General features: G+C 40.2%; 15 protein-coding genes and 1 pseudogene. 7 read left to right on the forward strand and 9 right to left on the reverse strand.

Annotated features, from left to right (window positions below; all coding sequences use genetic code 11):
• Positions 1–78: 78 nt before the first annotated feature.
• The 4 genes from AC1TPB_RS20980 to AC1TPB_RS20995 form a co-directional block, all read right to left on the reverse strand.
• Positions 79–513, reverse strand: a complete 435-nt coding sequence (locus tag AC1TPB_RS20980) for a Dps family protein (protein WP_482062054.1) — start codon at positions 511–513, stop codon at positions 79–81.
• 484 nt (positions 514–997) lie between these two features.
• Positions 998–1,546: an HPP family protein gene (locus tag AC1TPB_RS20985; protein ID WP_482078293.1), complete on the reverse strand. Its 549-nt coding sequence runs from the start codon at positions 1,544–1,546 to the stop codon at positions 998–1,000.
• A 136-nt stretch (positions 1,547–1,682) separates the two neighbouring features.
• A complete protein-coding gene (locus tag AC1TPB_RS20990; protein ID WP_482078294.1) occupies positions 1,683–2,252 on the reverse strand; it encodes a CGNR zinc finger domain-containing protein in 570 nt (189 codons plus the stop codon).
• Between the two features lie 80 nt (positions 2,253–2,332).
• Positions 2,333–2,476: a helix-turn-helix domain-containing protein gene (locus tag AC1TPB_RS20995; RefSeq protein WP_482078295.1), complete on the reverse strand. Its 144-nt coding sequence runs from the start codon at positions 2,474–2,476 to the stop codon at positions 2,333–2,335.
• 2 nt (positions 2,477–2,478) lie between these two features.
• Between AC1TPB_RS20995 and AC1TPB_RS21000 the strand changes: the two genes are divergently transcribed.
• Positions 2,479–2,727 (forward strand): hypothetical protein, encoded by a 249-nt coding sequence (locus AC1TPB_RS21000; RefSeq protein WP_482078296.1) that lies wholly within the window; start codon positions 2,479–2,481, stop codon positions 2,725–2,727.
• Between the two features lie 95 nt (positions 2,728–2,822).
• On the opposite strand, the pseudogene AC1TPB_RS21005 reads toward AC1TPB_RS21000, so the two are convergent.
• Positions 2,823–3,194: pseudogene (locus AC1TPB_RS21005) on the reverse strand (cupin domain-containing protein); the annotation flags it as partial.
• A gap of 201 nt (positions 3,195–3,395) precedes the next feature.
• Between AC1TPB_RS21005 and AC1TPB_RS21010 the strand changes: the two are divergent.
• On the forward strand, positions 3,396–4,196 hold the full coding sequence (locus AC1TPB_RS21010) for a polysaccharide deacetylase family protein (RefSeq protein ID WP_482078297.1): 801 nt from the start codon (positions 3,396–3,398) through the stop codon (positions 4,194–4,196).
• 221 nt (positions 4,197–4,417) lie between these two features.
• On the opposite strand, the gene trxB is transcribed toward AC1TPB_RS21010, so the two are convergent.
• Entirely contained in the window at positions 4,418–5,338 is a 921-nt protein-coding gene (gene trxB / locus AC1TPB_RS21015; RefSeq protein WP_482078298.1) for a thioredoxin-disulfide reductase, read from the reverse strand.
• A gap of 992 nt (positions 5,339–6,330) precedes the next feature.
• Here trxB and AC1TPB_RS21020 point away from each other — a divergent pair.
• The 5 genes from AC1TPB_RS21020 to AC1TPB_RS21040 all read left to right on the forward strand — a co-directional run bounded on the left by AC1TPB_RS21020 (position 6,331) and on the right by AC1TPB_RS21040 (position 13,206).
• Positions 6,331–7,437, forward strand: a complete 1,107-nt coding sequence (locus AC1TPB_RS21020; RefSeq protein WP_482078299.1) for a substrate-binding domain-containing protein — start codon at positions 6,331–6,333, stop codon at positions 7,435–7,437.
• Between the two features lie 486 nt (positions 7,438–7,923).
• The gene (gene araD, locus AC1TPB_RS21025) at positions 7,924–8,619 is read left to right on the forward strand and encodes an L-ribulose-5-phosphate 4-epimerase (RefSeq protein ID WP_482078324.1); all 696 of its coding nucleotides are present in this window, start codon (positions 7,924–7,926) and stop codon (positions 8,617–8,619) included.
• Positions 8,620–8,631: 12 nt separating this feature from the next.
• Positions 8,632–10,299 carry a ribulokinase gene (locus AC1TPB_RS21030; RefSeq protein WP_482078300.1) on the forward strand — a complete coding sequence of 556 codons (1,668 nt, stop codon included), beginning with the start codon at positions 8,632–8,634 and terminating at the stop codon, positions 10,297–10,299.
• Positions 10,300–10,676: 377 nt separating this feature from the next.
• Positions 10,677–11,891 (forward strand): FxLYD domain-containing protein, encoded by a 1,215-nt coding sequence (locus tag AC1TPB_RS21035; RefSeq protein WP_482078301.1) that lies wholly within the window; start codon positions 10,677–10,679, stop codon positions 11,889–11,891.
• A gap of 205 nt (positions 11,892–12,096) precedes the next feature.
• Positions 12,097–13,206 carry a S1C family serine protease gene (locus AC1TPB_RS21040; RefSeq protein ID WP_482078302.1) on the forward strand — a complete coding sequence of 370 codons (1,110 nt, stop codon included), beginning with the start codon at positions 12,097–12,099 and terminating at the stop codon, positions 13,204–13,206.
• Between the two features lie 78 nt (positions 13,207–13,284).
• Here the strand turns inward: AC1TPB_RS21040 and AC1TPB_RS21045 are convergent, their stop codons facing one another.
• The 3 genes from AC1TPB_RS21045 to AC1TPB_RS21055 form a co-directional block, all read right to left on the reverse strand.
• Positions 13,285–14,235 carry a hypothetical protein gene (locus AC1TPB_RS21045; protein ID WP_482078303.1) on the reverse strand — a complete coding sequence of 317 codons (951 nt, stop codon included), beginning with the start codon at positions 14,233–14,235 and terminating at the stop codon, positions 13,285–13,287.
• Between the two features lie 155 nt (positions 14,236–14,390).
• Complete coding sequence (locus AC1TPB_RS21050) at positions 14,391–15,002, reverse strand: superoxide dismutase (RefSeq protein ID WP_482078304.1); 612 nt, start codon at positions 15,000–15,002, stop codon at positions 14,391–14,393.
• 345 nt (positions 15,003–15,347) lie between these two features.
• Entirely contained in the window at positions 15,348–16,556 is a 1,209-nt protein-coding gene (locus AC1TPB_RS21055) for an IS110 family RNA-guided transposase (protein ID WP_482078305.1), read from the reverse strand.
• Positions 16,557–16,785 lie beyond the last annotated feature (229 nt).

The following is a 16,785-nucleotide window of genomic DNA, read 5'->3' on the forward strand; positions in this document are numbered from 1 at the left end:
TAATTGAATATAAGCTTAAAAAGCCCCTAACCATCACGATTATTCGTGGCAATGGCTAGGGGCTTTTAATTTATTGCATTAACTGTTAAATGCAGACAACATCCATACATGCTTCTCAAGTGAAGTGTGGATCGCAAGCAACATATCAGCGCTAGTTTCATCATCAGCTTCTTGTGCTATAACCATAGCTTCCTTTAACTCTTGAATAATAATCGTGAAGTCGTAAATGACCTCATTGACCATTTCTGTAGCATTTTCATGTCCCATTGCCTCTTTGATGCTTGAATATTCCAGATAGTCTACCATTTTTGCAAGTGGTTGACCTTTGACAGCTAACAAACGCTCAGCTATTTCATCGACATGTAGCGTTGCTTCTTCATAAAGCTCTTGGAATTTGGCATGCAATGTGAAAAATTGAGTACCTTTTACATACCAGTGATAGTTGTGAAGCTTAACATATAATACGCTCCAGTTAGCAATTTGACGGTTTAATTGTTCTTGAATAGTGTTCATAATAATTCCTCCCAAAACTTTTGATAGTCTTCTCGATAAGCTACTCGTAAATGAAAAGTAGCATCGGAAGCGTATACCAATGTTCTCAATTAACATTGTAAACGAATAATAGCTATTTCATACTTAATGCACCAGAATATGAATTTAGATCAATTCCTTATTTAAAATTATTACAAATAATAGCGATAAAGTCAAGCTTTTTCAACATAAAATGTTCCATTCACGCATTACGTAACTTATTATTAGAGTGAATATAATAAGCATAATGGTTAATAGCGGAAATGTCATTAACAAAGATCACACGACTAAATAAGACTTGAACCTCTCATGACTAAAGTCACGAGATTCTTGGGTAGTAGATGCTTTTATTAGCCATCTAAGTTTACCTATTGCTATTAATCTATAACTGGTGGTTACATCGGTAGTCTTAGGAATCCATTGCTTCTAAATGAAGTGAAAGCGGAGGTAGTTCAACTTCTTAGAACTAATACCAGAACGTTGGATACGAGCGATTTTCTCGAAAATTATTAAGGATGAGTGCAACAAGCACAAGAATAACAGCTCCTAGCAGTACCGGTGACCACAGATAATTCCAACTATAACCACCAATTATAATAATAATTGGATTTGCACCTGCAGGTGGATGAGTTGTTTTGGTGAGCATCATAGCAGCAATAGCGATACCTACGGCTAAGCCGATAGCCCACGGAGCTTTTCCAACCCAATGCAGCATACATAAGCCAACTAAGGCCGTAATGAAATGTCCACCTATTACGTTGCGTGGCTGTGATAGAGGAGCATTCCAAGCTGCAAATACCAGGACACAGCTAGCTCCGAATGACGCCATTAGCCAAGTGGAATTAGTTAATGTCGTTAAGATTAATAAAACTGATATGGTCGTAAATCCGCCCACTAATCCTGTTAACACATCCTTAGCATTAACTTTAAGGGGACTTTGTCCTTGTCCTTTCATTTTGCTAAAGTATTTGATTGTCGTATTTGTAGTTGATTGGGATTTTGTTTGAACTTCCATCTTAATATTACCTCCATATTTCCAATAAACACACTATACACTCGAACGAACTAACCTGTCAAATTTGATTTTATGGGTTAGTTTGTTTGAGTGTTAATATCCATTATTATAAAAACAAGCCTACAAAGAAGTAGAATTACTTCTTTGTAGACTTGTTTTGTTGATATTTGGCTACTTTTTGGCGATTTCCGCATATTTGCATCGAACACCATTTTCTTCTGCCGCCGTCATCTATATAGAGAAGAATACATTCAGGATTTGAACAATGAGCTAATTGCTGCAGTTTACCTTCTGCAAGCAAAACAAGTGCATCGTACGCGATATAGGAGTGTAGCTGTGCGATTGGCATCCCAATAGGTAGAGCAATAAGTTGTTCTCTCCATATATAAGTAAAGGGTGCTTGAGCGATATATTCCTCCATTAATTGAATAAATACATCAGACACCAATTGTCCTTCAGCTATTTGTTCGAACTGCTGACGTAATATTGATCTAATATGATGCATACCTTCAAGCAAAACTTGTTCATCCAGCGCATTCATTATAGGAGCGATGTGATCCCATTGCGGGAGTTGTGATAACCATTCGTAAACATCATTGATAGTTACGAATAGATCAATTCGCTTATTACGTCGAATGACTTCTGTATTTACAAGATCAAGGGAAGGGCGACCAATTTGCAAAGGGAATTTCGTTGATATACCCATATGAGTTCTCCTATACATCATGAATAGTAGTAAAATAGATTAATCTCATTATATATATATTATCCACAAAAGAACATCATTTAACTTTTGCATTGTTGCCTGAATTGAGCAGGGGATAGACCCATTCGCTTTTTGAATGCTTTGGAGAAGGTTGGTAAATCATTGAATCCTACGGAATTGGCAATTTCGCTCATTTTATATTGTGTTTCCTCTGAGTGCACCATATGTGGCAACAACGGCTGCCTTCTTGTTCGTTATTGTCTGGAATGATCTACTATTCCCGATGCTATTGCTATCAGGTAAAGATAAGTTAACCTTGTCGTTAGCATTACTGCAATTCAAGGGAGAATTTATGACGGACTACCCTCTATTAATGACGGGGGTGCTCGTTACAGCGCTGCCGATGATCGTATTGTTTGTATTTTTGCAACGCTATTTCATATCTGGTTCATTGGCGGGATCGTTGAAGGGGTAGATGAATTTGTGGAGTATACAAACTGCTTTGCTTTTCGCAAAATAAAACAAAGGCGATGAGAGAGCTACAAAAAGCAGCCACCTCATCGGCTTTTTCTATGTGCGATCAATGAGTTTAAAGTCATCGTAGTGGAAACCTGGGGCAACGACACATGATACTAACACCGGCTCATCACCAAGTAGTTTCGTCATTTGCCACTCATTAGCAGGGACTAATGCTTGTGGTAGCTGTCCAGCAGCAATATCAGGACCGACGATGATTTCCTTTCTAACCGATGGATCAGCATCAGTTCCGCCTAGCGTTAGCATAATCGGGCTACCTGCATGCCGCATCCATAGTTCATCGGAATATACTTTATGCCAATCAGAAAATTCATCAGGGTGTAATAGGAAGTAGATTGACGATGCTGATGGGCGCGGACCAGAGTACGGGGCACCTAATACTTCTTGTGGAATAGTGAAACTAGCTAGAAAGTTAAAGAGTTCAAAGCTAATAGTAGTTGATTGTATATATATCTAGTGTTAAATTGAAATGGTAAGTATGAACGTTACATTGATCGTAATAATTGCCTATCCATTGTGGGAGAAGCATATTTATAATTGCGGTTAATATAAATTATGAAACTATACATAGTTAACAAATTTATAAATGTCGCGGAGGTAGAAGGAATGAATATACGCTTTGATCGTTTTCCACAAGGTGTAACGAAAGCGATTACATTAAGTTTTGATGATGGTAGAGAGTATGATCGCAGGTTAGTAAAGCTTTTTAATGATTATGGTTTAAAGGGAACCTTTCACCTAAATAGTGGGTTTTTGGGCCGTGAGAGCTATCTGGAAGCAAGTGAGGTTGCAGAGTTATTTCAAGGGCATGAAGTCTCCATTCATACGACACATCATCCATTTCTAGAACAGTCACCACAAGAACAAATTATTTATCAAGTCGTGCAGGATCGTCATGCGTTAGAGGAACTAGTTCGTTATCCGGTTAGAGGGATGAGTTATCCATTTGGAACGTATAATGATGCTGTTATTGATCAACTACAAGCAATCGGCATAGAATATGCTCGTACTACCGCTAGTCATGGAGGATTTCATATGCCTGAAAATAAGTTACAATGGCATCCAACATGTCATCACAAAAAAATGATTGATGCAGCAGATCAATTTTTGAATGTAGATCAGAGACATTCGAGAATGAGTTTGCTATATGTTTGGGGACATAGCTATGAATTCGAGAATGATCAAAATTGGGAGCTTATTGAGCAATTTGGTGAAAAAATAGGTGGGAAGAGTGACATATGGTATGCAACCAATGCTGAGATTGTCGCTTATATGAAGGCGATACAAGCATTACGCTTTACGATGGATTGCCAAGTTGTGCATAATGCTACTGCTACTGATGTTTGGATAAGTGTGCAGGACAAGCCTATTGAAGTGAAAGCAGGCAGTATAGTAGATTTAAGCTAGCGCACGAAGGCTGAAGAAAGATGAAGTATAGATACACTTAATATTACATTATCAGAGGAAGAATTATTACTTATTGATCAAGTTTCACGCAAAGCTGGGGTTAGCATCCCATCGACAAGATAAATAGTCCAAACTATACAAAAAGGGATGACAGTCTTGTTACGCAGTTCATTGCGTAGCAAATCTGTCATCCCTTTATTTATGAATTGAAGTAATTATTCTTAAAGACCTTCTAAGAAGCGTTCTGCTTCAAGTGCTGCCATACAGCCAGTACCTGCAGCTGTAATGGCTTGACGGTATGTGGAGTCTTGAACGTCACCACAAGCGAACACACCAGGGATATTTGTAGTCGTTGTACCAGGTTTAACGAGAATGTAGCCACTCTCATCAGTCGTAATTTGTCCATCAAGGAATCCAGTGTTAGGAGTATGACCGATTGCGATAAATACGCCATCTGTTTCGATAATTTCCTCTTCACCAGTCTCATTGTTAAGAACTTTAAGACCTGTAACACCCATGCCGTTAGCAAGAACTTCAACCGGTGTGCGGTTAAGTGCCCACTCGATTTTTTCGTTAGCGCGAGCACGGTCCTGCATAATTTTCGAAGCACGTAGCTCAGTACGACGGTTAACGACAGTTACTGAAGATGCGAATTTAGTTAGGAAGCCAGCTTCCTCCATAGCGGAGTCACCGCCACCGATAATAACGATTTTCTTACCGCGGAAGAAGAATCCATCGCAAGTAGCACAAGTACTTACGCCACGACCGATATTATCTTGCTCACCAGGAATTCCAAGATATTTGGCAGAAGCACCAGTAGAAATAATAACAGATTCCGCTATAACTTCTCCCATGCCCTCAACATCTAATACGAAAGGACGTTTGCTCATATCAACACTTTTAACTGATCCAGTTTTGAAAGTAGCACCGAAACGTTCAGCTTGCTTACGCATGTTAGACATAAGCTCCGAACCAAGAATCCCTTCAGGGAAGCCTGGGAAGTTCTCGATTTCAGTAGTCGTTGTTAATTGACCACCTGGTTGCCAGCCTTCGATGACAACAGGCTCCATATTTGCACGAGCTAAGTACATTGCAGATGTTAGTCCAGCAGGACCAGTTCCGATAATAACTGTTTTATACATAATAGATTCCTCCGAAATAATTCTAGTTTGTAACTGTAATGAAAATAATCACAGTTGTTATCTTTCTAAGTTATTACAAACTGCAATGGATGTCAACGAAGTTCATACAACTTTCATGTTATAGGGTTCGATATTTTTCAAAAGCTATACATTTTTTTGTGAAGTTTTAATAGCGTATGCAGTTTTATCCAATTTGTGGAGGAGATTGTTATAATGTTTACCTTAAGGCTACTCATTGGTCGAAATAAAGGTAAAAGTATCTTTGTTAGCTTCGCAAACCTAGTTCCCGAGCGAAAGAAAGTAACTTTTTTCTTTATTTACCTCAAAAGCCGAGCGGAAGGTTGGAATAGAGCAACAATTTTCTTTATTTACCTCAAAAGCCGAGCGGAAGGTTGGAATAGAGCAACAATTTTCTTTATTTACCTCAAAAGCCGAGCGGAAGGTTGGAATAGAGCAACAATTTTCTTTATTTACCTCAAAAGCCGAGCGGAAGGTTGGAATAGAGCAACAATTTTCTTTATTTACCTCANAACAATTTTCTTTATTTACCTCAAAAGCCGAGCGGAAGGTTGGAATAGAGCAACAATTTTCTTTATTTACCTCAAAAGCCGAGCGGAAGGTTGGAATAGAGCAACAATTTTCTTTATTTACCTCAAAAGCTGATTGGAAGGTTGAAAAAGAGTAACTTTTTTTCTCTATTTACCTCAGAAGCCGACTGTTTGCTCCACAACCTGTGCTATTGAGCAAAATAAAGTTAAAAGTGCGCTTGTTCGCTCCGTGGACCAGCTAATTAGACACATTAGAGCAATTTTTTGTTTTGTTCATCCCCTTGCTACAGCGAAGAGAACTAATTACTCGTGGAACAGCGATTGGTTCTCGTAGCGCGCTCTCAGCAACTTCGATAAGTTCTCGTAGCTTCCCCCTATTGTACGTACAAGTTAACCGTATGCTATACTAAAACCATACAACTAATAAGTACATGAGGTGTACGGATGAAAGAGACTCCGAAATATATTCAAGTTAAAGAAGAAATATTGCGTTGGATCATTACAGGACAATATGCTCCACATAAAAAGCTTCCGTCTGAGAACGAAATTGTAAAACAATTTGATATGAGCAGGCAAACAATAAGACAAGCTTTAGGCGAGCTGGAGCAAGAAGGCTGGCTTTATAAGGAACAGGGTAAAGGAACATTTGTAGCAGAGCACTCCGCGAGTTCTAATCGCCATCAAGGAACAGGCATGACGATTGGATTAATTACTACATACATATCCGATTATATTTTCCCGACGATTGTTAGAGGGGTCGAAGCAAGCGTACGTGAACGTGGTGCTAGACTTTTATTAGCGAGTACAGACAATGAAAAACTTAAAGAAAAGCAAAGCTTAGAATCAATGCTACGTGAGCAATTAACGGGGTTAATTATTGAACCTACCAAAAGTGCCGAAGGGAATCCTAACTATTCCTATTTTCTCGCGCTTGATTCCTTACGTATTCCTTATGTAATGCTTAATGAAAGATATAGTGAAGTCGATGCACCATGCCTCCGTATTGATGATGAATTAGGTGGTTATCGCGCGGCTAAGCATCTAATCGATCTAGGACATCGCAGAGTAGCGGGGTTTTTCAAAACGGATGATTTCCAAGGTATTCGCCGTATGAAGGGCTTCGTACGAGCATTCAAAGAGCAAGGTATAAGTATATCCAGTGACTATATTTTGCGCTACAGCTCGGAAGAAAAGGAAACGGTACCTGCCCATGCATTACACCAATTGTTGAAACAGGATGCATCAGACCGACCGACGGCAATTGTTTGCTATAACGATGAATTAGCTGTGAAAATGCTCGATATTGTCAGACAAGAGGAGCTACAAGTGCCTGAACATCTGTCTATTGTAGGGTTTGACGATGCCAACTTAGCAACAGCGACCGAAGTGAAGCTAACGACAATCGCTCATCCTAAGACACAGATGGGTAGAGATGCAGTGCAAATGCTTATGCAAATTGTTGAACAAGGTGTAGGAGTAGCAATGGACGATAAAGTATACATGCCTGAGCTTGTTGTGCGTGAATCAACGAGCAAGCCTTTCCAGCTATAGCTAGAAAGTTACGCAAGTATATAACTGCTTAGTTTTCACGACAGTTCATCAACCTGCTTCTTAGTTAATATCTCTATAATTAAGCGGGCTATACATGAACTCTGACATGAGAAAGTTATACATTTTTGTGGATTATCAATGATATCGAAATTAACGTATGAAAAAATATTGAAAACAATTAACAAAAACATAGTGACACACTTGTACGTACAACTTATAATGTAATTATGGTGAATTACGTATCCTGTACGTATAAGTTGTATTTTTTCTGAATGACAGATAAGTTATGCTTTCGATGTAACTTTTCATCGCAAGATGATTAACTGAACGAAATGAAAAGTATGGCTTATGCTTTCGATGTAACTTTTCATCGCAAGATGATTAACTGAACGAAATGAAAAGTATGGCTTATGCTTTCGATGTAACTTTTCATCGCAAGATGATTAACTGAACGAAATGAAAAGTTTAAGGAGAGTGAGTATTCGTATGCTAGAACAATTGAAGCAACAAGTATGGGAAGCTAATATGGAACTTCCGAAATATGGTTTGGTGACATTTACTTGGGGAAATGTAAGTGGAATCGATCGTGAATCTGGTCTAGTTGTAATTAAACCAAGTGGCGTGCCATATGAAGAACTAAAACCTGAGCAGATGGTTGTTGTCGATCTTGACGGTAATGTAGTAGAAGGGAGCTATCGTCCTTCTTCTGATACAGCTACTCATGTCCTTCTATATAAGCATTTTGAAGACATCGGAGGCGTTGTTCATACTCATTCTCCTTGGGCAACGAGTTGGGCTCAAGCAGGTAAAGGCATTCCTGCACTTGGTACGACGCATGCTGATTACTTCTATGGAGAGATTCCTTGTACGCGTGCGATGACGAAGGACGAAATTCAAGGTGCATATGAGCATGAGACAGGTGTTGTTATCGTTGAAACGTTTAAGCAGCGCCAGATTGATCCTAATATGGTTCCGGCGGTGCTTGTTAATAGTCACGCGCCATTTGTATGGGGTAAGGATGCTCATAATGCTGTTCATAATGCTGTCGTTGTAGAGGAAGTAGCTAAGATGGGACTTCACACGCTCGCATTAAATCCACAAGTAAGTCCAATGGATCAAGAATTGTTGGATCGTCATTACTTACGTAAGCATGGTGCAAACGCATACTACGGTCAAAAATAGGAGGAGTTAATTATGAGTAAGAAATATGCTATTGGTGTAGACTATGGAACACAATCAGGTCGTGCAGTATTAGTTGATCTATCAAATGGTCATGAGCTCGCTGATCATGTCACCCCTTATCGTCATCATGTTATGGACGAAACGCTTCCATCTGGACGAAAGCTTGAGTATGACTGGGCATTACAGCATCCTCAAGATTATATAGAAGTATTAGAAAACTCAATTCCCGCTGTTATGAGTGCTGCTGGTATCGTACCTGAAGATGTGATCGGCCTTGGTATCGACTTTACAGCTTGTACAATGCTACCAATTAATGAACAAGGTAGTCCATTATGTTTTGCAGAGCAGCATGTTGATAATCCCCATGCATGGGTGAAATTATGGAAGCATCATGCAGCACAGCCCGAAGCAGATGCAATTAATGAAATAGCAGCAGCTCGTGGTGAGAAATGGTTAGCTCGTTATGGTGGTAAAATTTCATCGGAATGGATGCTGGCGAAAGTATGGCAAACATTAGATGAAGCACCTGAAATCTATGAAGAAGCTGATCAATTTGTTGAAGCTACAGATTGGGTAGTTGGACAGATGACAGGAAATGTTGTGCGAAATAGCTGTACAGCTGGCTATAAAGCGATCTGGCACAAGCAAGATGGTTATCCAAGTGAAGAATTCCTAAGCGCATTAGATCCTCGTCTAGCGAAACTGACGTCTACGAAGTTACGTGGTGATGTTGTGCCGCTTGGTACGAAGGCTGGTGAATTAACAGCTGAGATGGCAGCGAAAATTGGTCTAGCAGCAGGAACTGCGATTGCGGTTGGTAACGTCGATGCACATGCAGCTGTACCAGCAGTCGGTGTAGTTACTCCAGGTAAATTAGTGATGTCTATGGGGACTTCAATCTGCCATCTTATTCTCGGTGATACTGAACGTGAAGTAGAAGGCATGTGCGGTGTTGTTGAAGATGGCATTGTTCCTGGATACTTTGGCTATGAAGCAGGTCAATCAGCGGTTGGTGATATTTTCGAATGGTTTGTTGAAGAAAGTGTGCCAGCCTATGCTTATCGTGAAGCTGAGCAAGCAGGGGAGCATATCCATGAATATCTAACTCGTCGTGCGAATGAGCTAGTACCAGGGCAATCTGGTCTGCTAGCACTTGATTGGTGGAATGGTAACCGCTCTGTTCTTGTAGATACGAATCTTACAGGTACAATGCTAGGTATGACGTTACTTACTAAGCCATGGGAAATGTATCGTGCACTACTAGAAGCAACTGCTTTCGGCACTCGTAAAATTGTTGATGCCTTCCATTCAAATGGTGTAGTAGTTGATGAATTATATGCTTGTGGTGGACTACCTCAGAAAAATAAACTATTAATGCAAATTTATGCAGATGTAACAAATCGCGAAATCAAAATTGCCGCATCTAAGCAAACGCCAGCACTTGGCGCTGCAATGTTTGGAGCAGTTGCAGCTGGAGCTGCAAAAGGCGGTTATGATAGCATTGTTGATGCAGCGGCTAACATGGCTCGTGTACGCGAAGAAACATTCAAGCCTATTGCTGAAAATGTAGCAGTTTACGATAAACTATACGCAGAATACAATCTGCTTCATGACTACTATGGTCGTGGCGATAACGATGTAATGAAGCGCTTGAAGGTAATCAAAGAGCAAGTGAATTAATTAAGCTAGTAATCTAAAGAAGATGGTGCCCTCGTATTATACAGGCACCATCTTTTTTAGTGAAAATAGTTACGCGAATACGATAGAATAGATGATTGCGAACTTATTTTGCACACGATCTAGGAAAAATGAAACAAGGCATATTTTATAACGTATACAGTATAGGTGAAAAGCACTATTGTGTAAAATAGATCTAATTTCCCACTATTTTGAAATGGAGAACAGTACCCATATAGTATAGAATAGAACTAAGACTGTCTAAATAGAGAGAGTAGCAAGAAGTTGAATAAGGTGGGAGCTGAGCATACGTGTATTGTCATCATTGTCAACGAGGTTTTGCTGAAGATGCTATATACTGTAGCCAATGTGGAAAAAAGTTGCTTCAGCACAACATTGCGAGTGAACAGAAGGTTGGCATTTGGCCAGACGAAACAATTGAATTTATTAATGTGGATCATACTGAGCATGAAGAGCTTATTGATGAATTAAGTATCCAATCTAATGATAAGGTGAAAGATAATGTTAAATCTAGCAAGGGTAATTTCGCCGTTAAGATTACGATTGGGTTTCTCTTATTAATTGTTGTTATTTCAGGAGTGCTATTCCGTTATTATAAAATTGAATTAGATCATAATGAGCATGTATTGGAGCTACAATCTGATGCAAAGCTTTCTGCACTTGCAGGCAAATATGAAGAGGCGATCACCTATTTAGATGAAGCTATTTCGATTCGTCCTCAATTCAATCCACTGCAACAAGATCAAAACTTAGTCTATGTAGCGATCAAGATAGAACGAATTGCTGCAGATTTAGAAGCGATTATTGATCGAGGATCAGAGTCAGAGGCTTCGAAAAAATTAGAAGATTTTAGACAGGAATTGAACGGCTACAAAGAACCGATCTTTGATAAGCTTCGAGAAAAATTAGAAGAGTTAAATATGAAGTATACGATACTTAGTTTAACGAATGAGCTAACTACACTTGGGTCGATATCTGATCTTGGCAACTTACTTAATGTCGTTAATGGATTAATTGGTGAAGAAGCAGCGACGTTGAGAGAGCAAATTATTGATCGGATTCGTACGACTGCTACGGCGGAAGTGAATGATTTGTTAACTAAGAAAAAGTTTACAGCTGCATTAAAGACGACAGAAAGTGCATTAGCATGGTCGCGTGCAGATGATACGTTACTTGACCTTAAGCAAAAAGTTAAGCAAGAGCAGACCGCATACGAACTAGTTGAAGAACAACGTATACAGCAGGCAATGGAAGAAGCTGCTGCGGAGGATTATATTAACCAGACTGCAGCGATTGAATTAATTGAGTATGAAAAAGTAATGAATGAACTTGGTGATATTGTTGTTGTTGCTTATATGAAAAATGTGGCTACTCGCTCGATATACGATGTGACGATTGACTATAAAATCGTCGATTCCACAGGAACAGTAATTAGTGATGGTACGATGAGTGTGACACCAGGCTATATCGGCTCAGGTGAAGGAATGAGTTTCTCCGTAACACTTCCAGAAGGTTTGGATTATGAAGAAGAAATTGATGTAACGATATCAAATGGAACATGGAGTCTAGAATAATATAATGCTTTCGATGCGACTTTTCATGGAAGAGAAGTGTATCAGGAAGTGAATGAAAAGTTAGGTTTATGCTTTCGATGCAACTTTTCATTAACGAGAAGTGTATCAGGAAGCGAATGAAAAGTTAGGTTTATGCTTTCGATGCGACTTTTCATTAACGAGAAGTATATCAAGAAGCAAATGAAAAGTTTTAGGAGGATGGAGCATGAACTGGAAGGCGATGTTGATCAGTCTCGGCGTACTCCTTCTGCTCGGTGGAGGTCTTCTTACATACATTGAGTTGAAAGAAAACATTCCGAGGCAGTTGAATGGTTCTCCTCTAATTGCAGTAGGCGAGAAGACGAAATCACTTAAAGATATAATCTTTGAAACACAGAAATATGTTGTGATGATTGAGACGGATAATGGTGATCAAGGCTCAGCTTTTTTATATAATGAGCATGGTGATCTTATCACGAATGCTCATGTTGTATCTGGAGTAAGAGAAGTTAGAGTGAAGACTGCAGATGCCCGCGAATTAATTGGTGAAGTAATTGGAATCAGTACGGAAGTCGATGTCGCGGTCGTTCGCGTACCTGAGCTTGCTAATTCGGGTAGCTTACCATTGGTTAAGTATGAAAAAGCAAGTGTAGGTGATGAGGTGCTATCGATAGGCAGTCCGCTTGGTCTACAAAATACAGTAACGACAGGTATGATTAGTGGTGTTGGTCGAAGCTTACAAATTTCCCCGTACACTTATAGTGATCTATATCAAATATCGACGCCGATCTCGCATGGTAATAGCGGTGGTCCACTAGTTGATACATCTACAGGCTATGTGCTTGGAATTAACTCAGCAGGTCTTGAGAATAGTTCCATCGGCTTTAGCATTCCGATTGTTAATGTATTGCCACTAATCGAGGGCTGGTCTATGGAACCGATGACGATGCTACCAGGTATTACGTTAAATGAGGATTCTGAAACGGTTGAAGAAACCAAGCGACTAGATCAACTTGCTAGTTATCTTATTGCGCACTTCTATGATGCTATTAATATCGGGGATTATGTTTATGCATATACTCTACTAGGCAATAGCTGGCAAGAAGGAACGAGTTATGTGAAATTTAGAGAGAGTTATATTGCTACAAGAAATATATCAATTGATGACGAGCATATTACGCTCGGTGATGAAGAAGCTACAATTACAGTCATTATTTCAGCTGACGAACGTGTGGATGGCTCTTACAAATTAACAAAGCGGCAAATTAGTTTTAGAGTGGGCTACGATGATGATCAGTTAAAATTGTTGAATAGTAAAAGTAAGCAGCTTCAGTAGACTTGAATATGCAAAAGGCGAACTTCATTCCTCGAAAAGAGAGGAGGATGAAGTCCGCCTTTTTTACTTCATAATGACTTATGCGTATATTAGATCAACGCTAATCTGATCATTCGGCTGTAAGTTGTAATTCAACATGTTAGTGGAAATATTTCTACCATTTAAGCGAATAACATAATTTACATTGCCACCGATGACAACGCCGCTTACAAGTAGTATTTGGCCAGATGGAGAAAGTTGGATAACACCTGTACTAGCTAGAGCATCGAAGATCGTTAATCCAGGCTGGTACATAATCTGGTAAGTTCCAGTAGCATTGGGGTAAGCACTACCTCCATTAATGGATAAAAATACTGCTTGTTGGGGAATCGGTGCAACCCCTCCACCACCGCCACCTATCGGAATTGGGATTGGAATCGGGAGGACGCCGCCAAATGGTACAAACGGTCCAAAGGGACCGAACGGACCAAAAGGTCCATGCCCAGGTCCATGCCCAGGTCCATGCCCAGGTCCATGTCCGGGTCCGTGCCCATGTCCGGGTCCATGTCCAGGTCCATGTCCATGTCCGGGTCCATGTCCGGGTCCATGTCCGGGTCCATGTCCGCTATGCCCACCAGGTCCGGGAGGGCGTTCTTCTCCATCATTAATATAGCCTAGAGCAGGCCAATCATCATGCTCGCGGGGGACAGCAGGTGTTGTCGTTTGCTGAAATAGATGCTGAGCACCATGATGACCATGTTGGTGTCCATGATGACCATCGTCATCGTGGTCGTCATGATCGTGTTCATCATCGTGGTCGTGATCTTGATGATGACCTTCGCCATGTGGATGCTGAGGTAGCCAAGGTAGCCCCCATGGTGCAGGGACCCATTGACCTGGTTGACCAGGAATAGGTTGCCACCAAATAAATTGCCCTGAATGAGGACCGCTCGGCATATGAGGTTGAGGCATTGCAAAGCGATGATTTATTGAGCCGCAATCACAAGGTTGGTTGAAGTAAACATCTGGTCCGGGATAGAAGTTATTCATATAAGTATTCAAGCTCCTTTACGAAACGTATTAGGCATTAGACCTGAGTTAGCTTATGCGCCTAGTCGTAAGGAGGTGTCTATTCTATACATACAAGAAAAGGCAGCTTGTTCATCGAATGGATGACTAAGCTACCTTTTTAGTGAAGAAAGATATTATTTAACTGCTGCTTCGTAACGTGTACCAACTTCATTCCAGTTAACAACATTCCAGAAAGCTGCAATGTAGTCAGGACGTTTGTTTTGGTAGTTCAAGTAGTAAGCATGCTCCCAAACATCAAGACCAAGAATAGGAGTTTTACCGTCCATAATTGGGCTATCTTGGTTTGGTAAGCTGTAAACTTCAATTTCGCCGTTTGAAACAGCTAGGAATGCCCAACCGCTACCGAAACGAGTTGTTGCTGCTTTAGCAAATTCAGCTTTGAAATTATCGAAGCTACCAAATTTGCTATCAATTGCTGCTGCAAGAGCACCAGTAGGTGCGCCACCAGCGTTAGGAGCGATTGTTTCCCAGAACAAGCTATGGTTAGCATGTCCACCACCATTGTTGCGAACAGCAGTGCGAATAGCTTCAGGAACGCTATCTAGGTTAGCAATAAGCTCTTCAATTGATTTAGATTGAAGCTCAGGAGCAGATTCCAAAGCAGCATTAAGATTAGTTACATAAGCATTATGATGGCGACCGTGATGAATTTCCATAGTCAATGCATCGATGTGTGGTTCAAGCGCGTTGTGCGCATACGGTAAAGATGGTAATTGATGAGCCATTAATAAAACCTCCAATGTATTATGTAGTTACTCCTATTATTATCCTCCATTTAAACTAATAAATCAACATTGATGTTGAAAAAGTCCAATTGCTTAAAAAGCAACAAACTGTAGTATAAGCAGACAAATCGATTATTATGCAAAAACAGATGACGTGATGTGAGAACATAATAAATAGGCTCTGTTATACGTCATTGTTGTTTTTTCTCATTAAGCTATACCAGCTAATAGCATGTCAAGATTACCAGTAAAATTACCCTAAATCTTATGTTATAGTTAAAAAACATAAACCAAATGACCCTCCAATTCGCAGAATGTTTTGGAAGGTTAAACCAATTATAATTGTTAAGTCAGACGGAATGCCTTTTTACTTTTTAAGATGGCATGGAGCCAATGAACTAGCTTATTTGCACATGCGACTAATGCTACTTTATGCGGCTTACCCTCGGTTCTTTTACGTTCGTAAAATTCTTTGATTCGAGTGTTACGAGAACGAATAAGTCCACACTGAACAGCCATCACCAGCGCGTAACGCAGCTGCCTGGAACCACGTTTCGTGATTCGATTTCGAGTTGCGGTAAACTTACCGGATGCAAAGACACTCGGGTCAATGCCTGCAAAGGCGACTAGCTTTTTAGGATGATCAAATCGGTCGATTTCTCCAATTTCAGATAAAATTGTTGCTGCAATTTTATGCCCAATACCGGGAATCGACTGAATTAATTCATACTCTTCAATTTCTTCAGCCAGAGCAGCGATGTTCTGTTCCAATCCAGTAAGATGCTCTTGGTACTGAAGAATGAGTGTAATAAGGACTTTCAAATTGATTAAGTGGCTTGCATACATGGTTTGCTGAAATGGATTTTGTTTCGCCGCATCCAGCAGTCGTTGTATCCGTTGGTTAATCCAGTCCTCTGAGCGCCCCCGTTTCAAAGAAAGCAGTTCTTTCATCTTAGATTTTAGTGTGATTTCATCCGTCTGCAACACGGAATATGAGGTTGGAAATTCACTTAAAAACCGTAGTGAAATACCGGAATACATAGCTCCAAAGACACCTTTGTAAGCAGGGAAAACCTGAACTAAAACAGCCTGGAATTGTAGCTTAGTCTGTACACACATCTTTGAGAGAGATTCGTATTGTCTTGTAAGATAGCGCAGATTGAGAAGTTGCACTCCTCTATTCTTAAAAGGTTCAAACTCTTCTTTGTAGTACAACTCTCCCAATAGGTAAGCGTCAGCTGCATCCGTCTTTACTTTACGAAGTTGAGACTTTCTACGCCGATTTGAGAGGAGCGGATTAATGACAATGTAAATATAGTGATGTTCCTCTAGGAACTGAACAACGGGACTTTGGTAATGTCCGGTTGCTTCTAGAATAAGCAAAGGGCGTTGTTTGGCTGCAGATTCAATATCCTTTAAAGCTTGAAGGAGATTAGCTAAACCATCACGAGTATGCTCGAAGTGGAATGTCCCTCTGAATGGCTTTCCACGCTCTAAAGAGGCTTGTCCATGGGTTTCTTCTTTAGAAATATCTAGACCGATAACTGGATTCATTACATCTCTCCCTGTAAGTTTAGATTCACCGGCATCCCCTATGGTTCTTCTTGTCGCTCCATAGCATCGCTTGTTATACGGGATCTTATGTCCCTACCAGCCTCAATCATGGTCATGACAAGTAGGGGTGAACATTATAGCTCTCGGGATCAAGTCCCACGGGCAGGTACGTTCGACCAGGCTACCTTAATCCTCTATGCAAATGAAAAAAGGATCAACCAGAAATAAC

This window comes from Paenibacillus sp. Y951 (assembly GCF_056786395.1).

What these genes read in the sequence shown, in the direction of transcription:
- AC1TPB_RS21040 (WP_482078302.1), top strand. Translation starts at nt 12,097, where the DNA reads ATGAACTGGAAGGCGATGTTGATCAGTCTCGGCGTACTCCTTCTGCTC.
- AC1TPB_RS21010 (WP_482078297.1), top strand. Translation starts at nt 3,396, where the DNA reads ATGAATATACGCTTTGATCGTTTTCCACAAGGTGTAACGAAAGCGATT.
- AC1TPB_RS21055 (WP_482078305.1), bottom strand. Translation starts at nt 16,556, where the DNA reads ATGAATCCAGTTATCGGTCTAGATATTTCTAAAGAAGAAACCCATGGA.
- AC1TPB_RS21045 (WP_482078303.1), bottom strand. Translation starts at nt 14,235, where the DNA reads ATGAATAACTTCTATCCCGGACCAGATGTTTACTTCAACCAACCTTGT.
- AC1TPB_RS20990 (WP_482078294.1), bottom strand. Translation starts at nt 2,252, where the DNA reads ATGGGTATATCAACGAAATTCCCTTTGCAAATTGGTCGCCCTTCCCTT.
- AC1TPB_RS20995 (WP_482078295.1), bottom strand. Translation starts at nt 2,476, where the DNA reads ATGGTGCACTCAGAGGAAACACAATATAAAATGAGCGAAATTGCCAAT.
- trxB (WP_482078298.1), bottom strand. Translation starts at nt 5,338, where the DNA reads ATGTATAAAACAGTTATTATCGGAACTGGTCCTGCTGGACTAACATCT.
- AC1TPB_RS21050 (WP_482078304.1), bottom strand. Translation starts at nt 15,002, where the DNA reads ATGGCTCATCAATTACCATCTTTACCGTATGCGCACAACGCGCTTGAA.
- AC1TPB_RS20980 (WP_482062054.1), bottom strand. Translation starts at nt 513, where the DNA reads ATGAACACTATTCAAGAACAATTAAACCGTCAAATTGCTAACTGGAGC.
- AC1TPB_RS20985 (WP_482078293.1), bottom strand. Translation starts at nt 1,546, where the DNA reads ATGGAAGTTCAAACAAAATCCCAATCAACTACAAATACGACAATCAAA.
- araD (WP_482078324.1), top strand. Translation starts at nt 7,924, where the DNA reads ATGCTAGAACAATTGAAGCAACAAGTATGGGAAGCTAATATGGAACTT.
- AC1TPB_RS21020 (WP_482078299.1), top strand. Translation starts at nt 6,331, where the DNA reads ATGAAAGAGACTCCGAAATATATTCAAGTTAAAGAAGAAATATTGCGT.
- AC1TPB_RS21030 (WP_482078300.1), top strand. Translation starts at nt 8,632, where the DNA reads ATGAGTAAGAAATATGCTATTGGTGTAGACTATGGAACACAATCAGGT.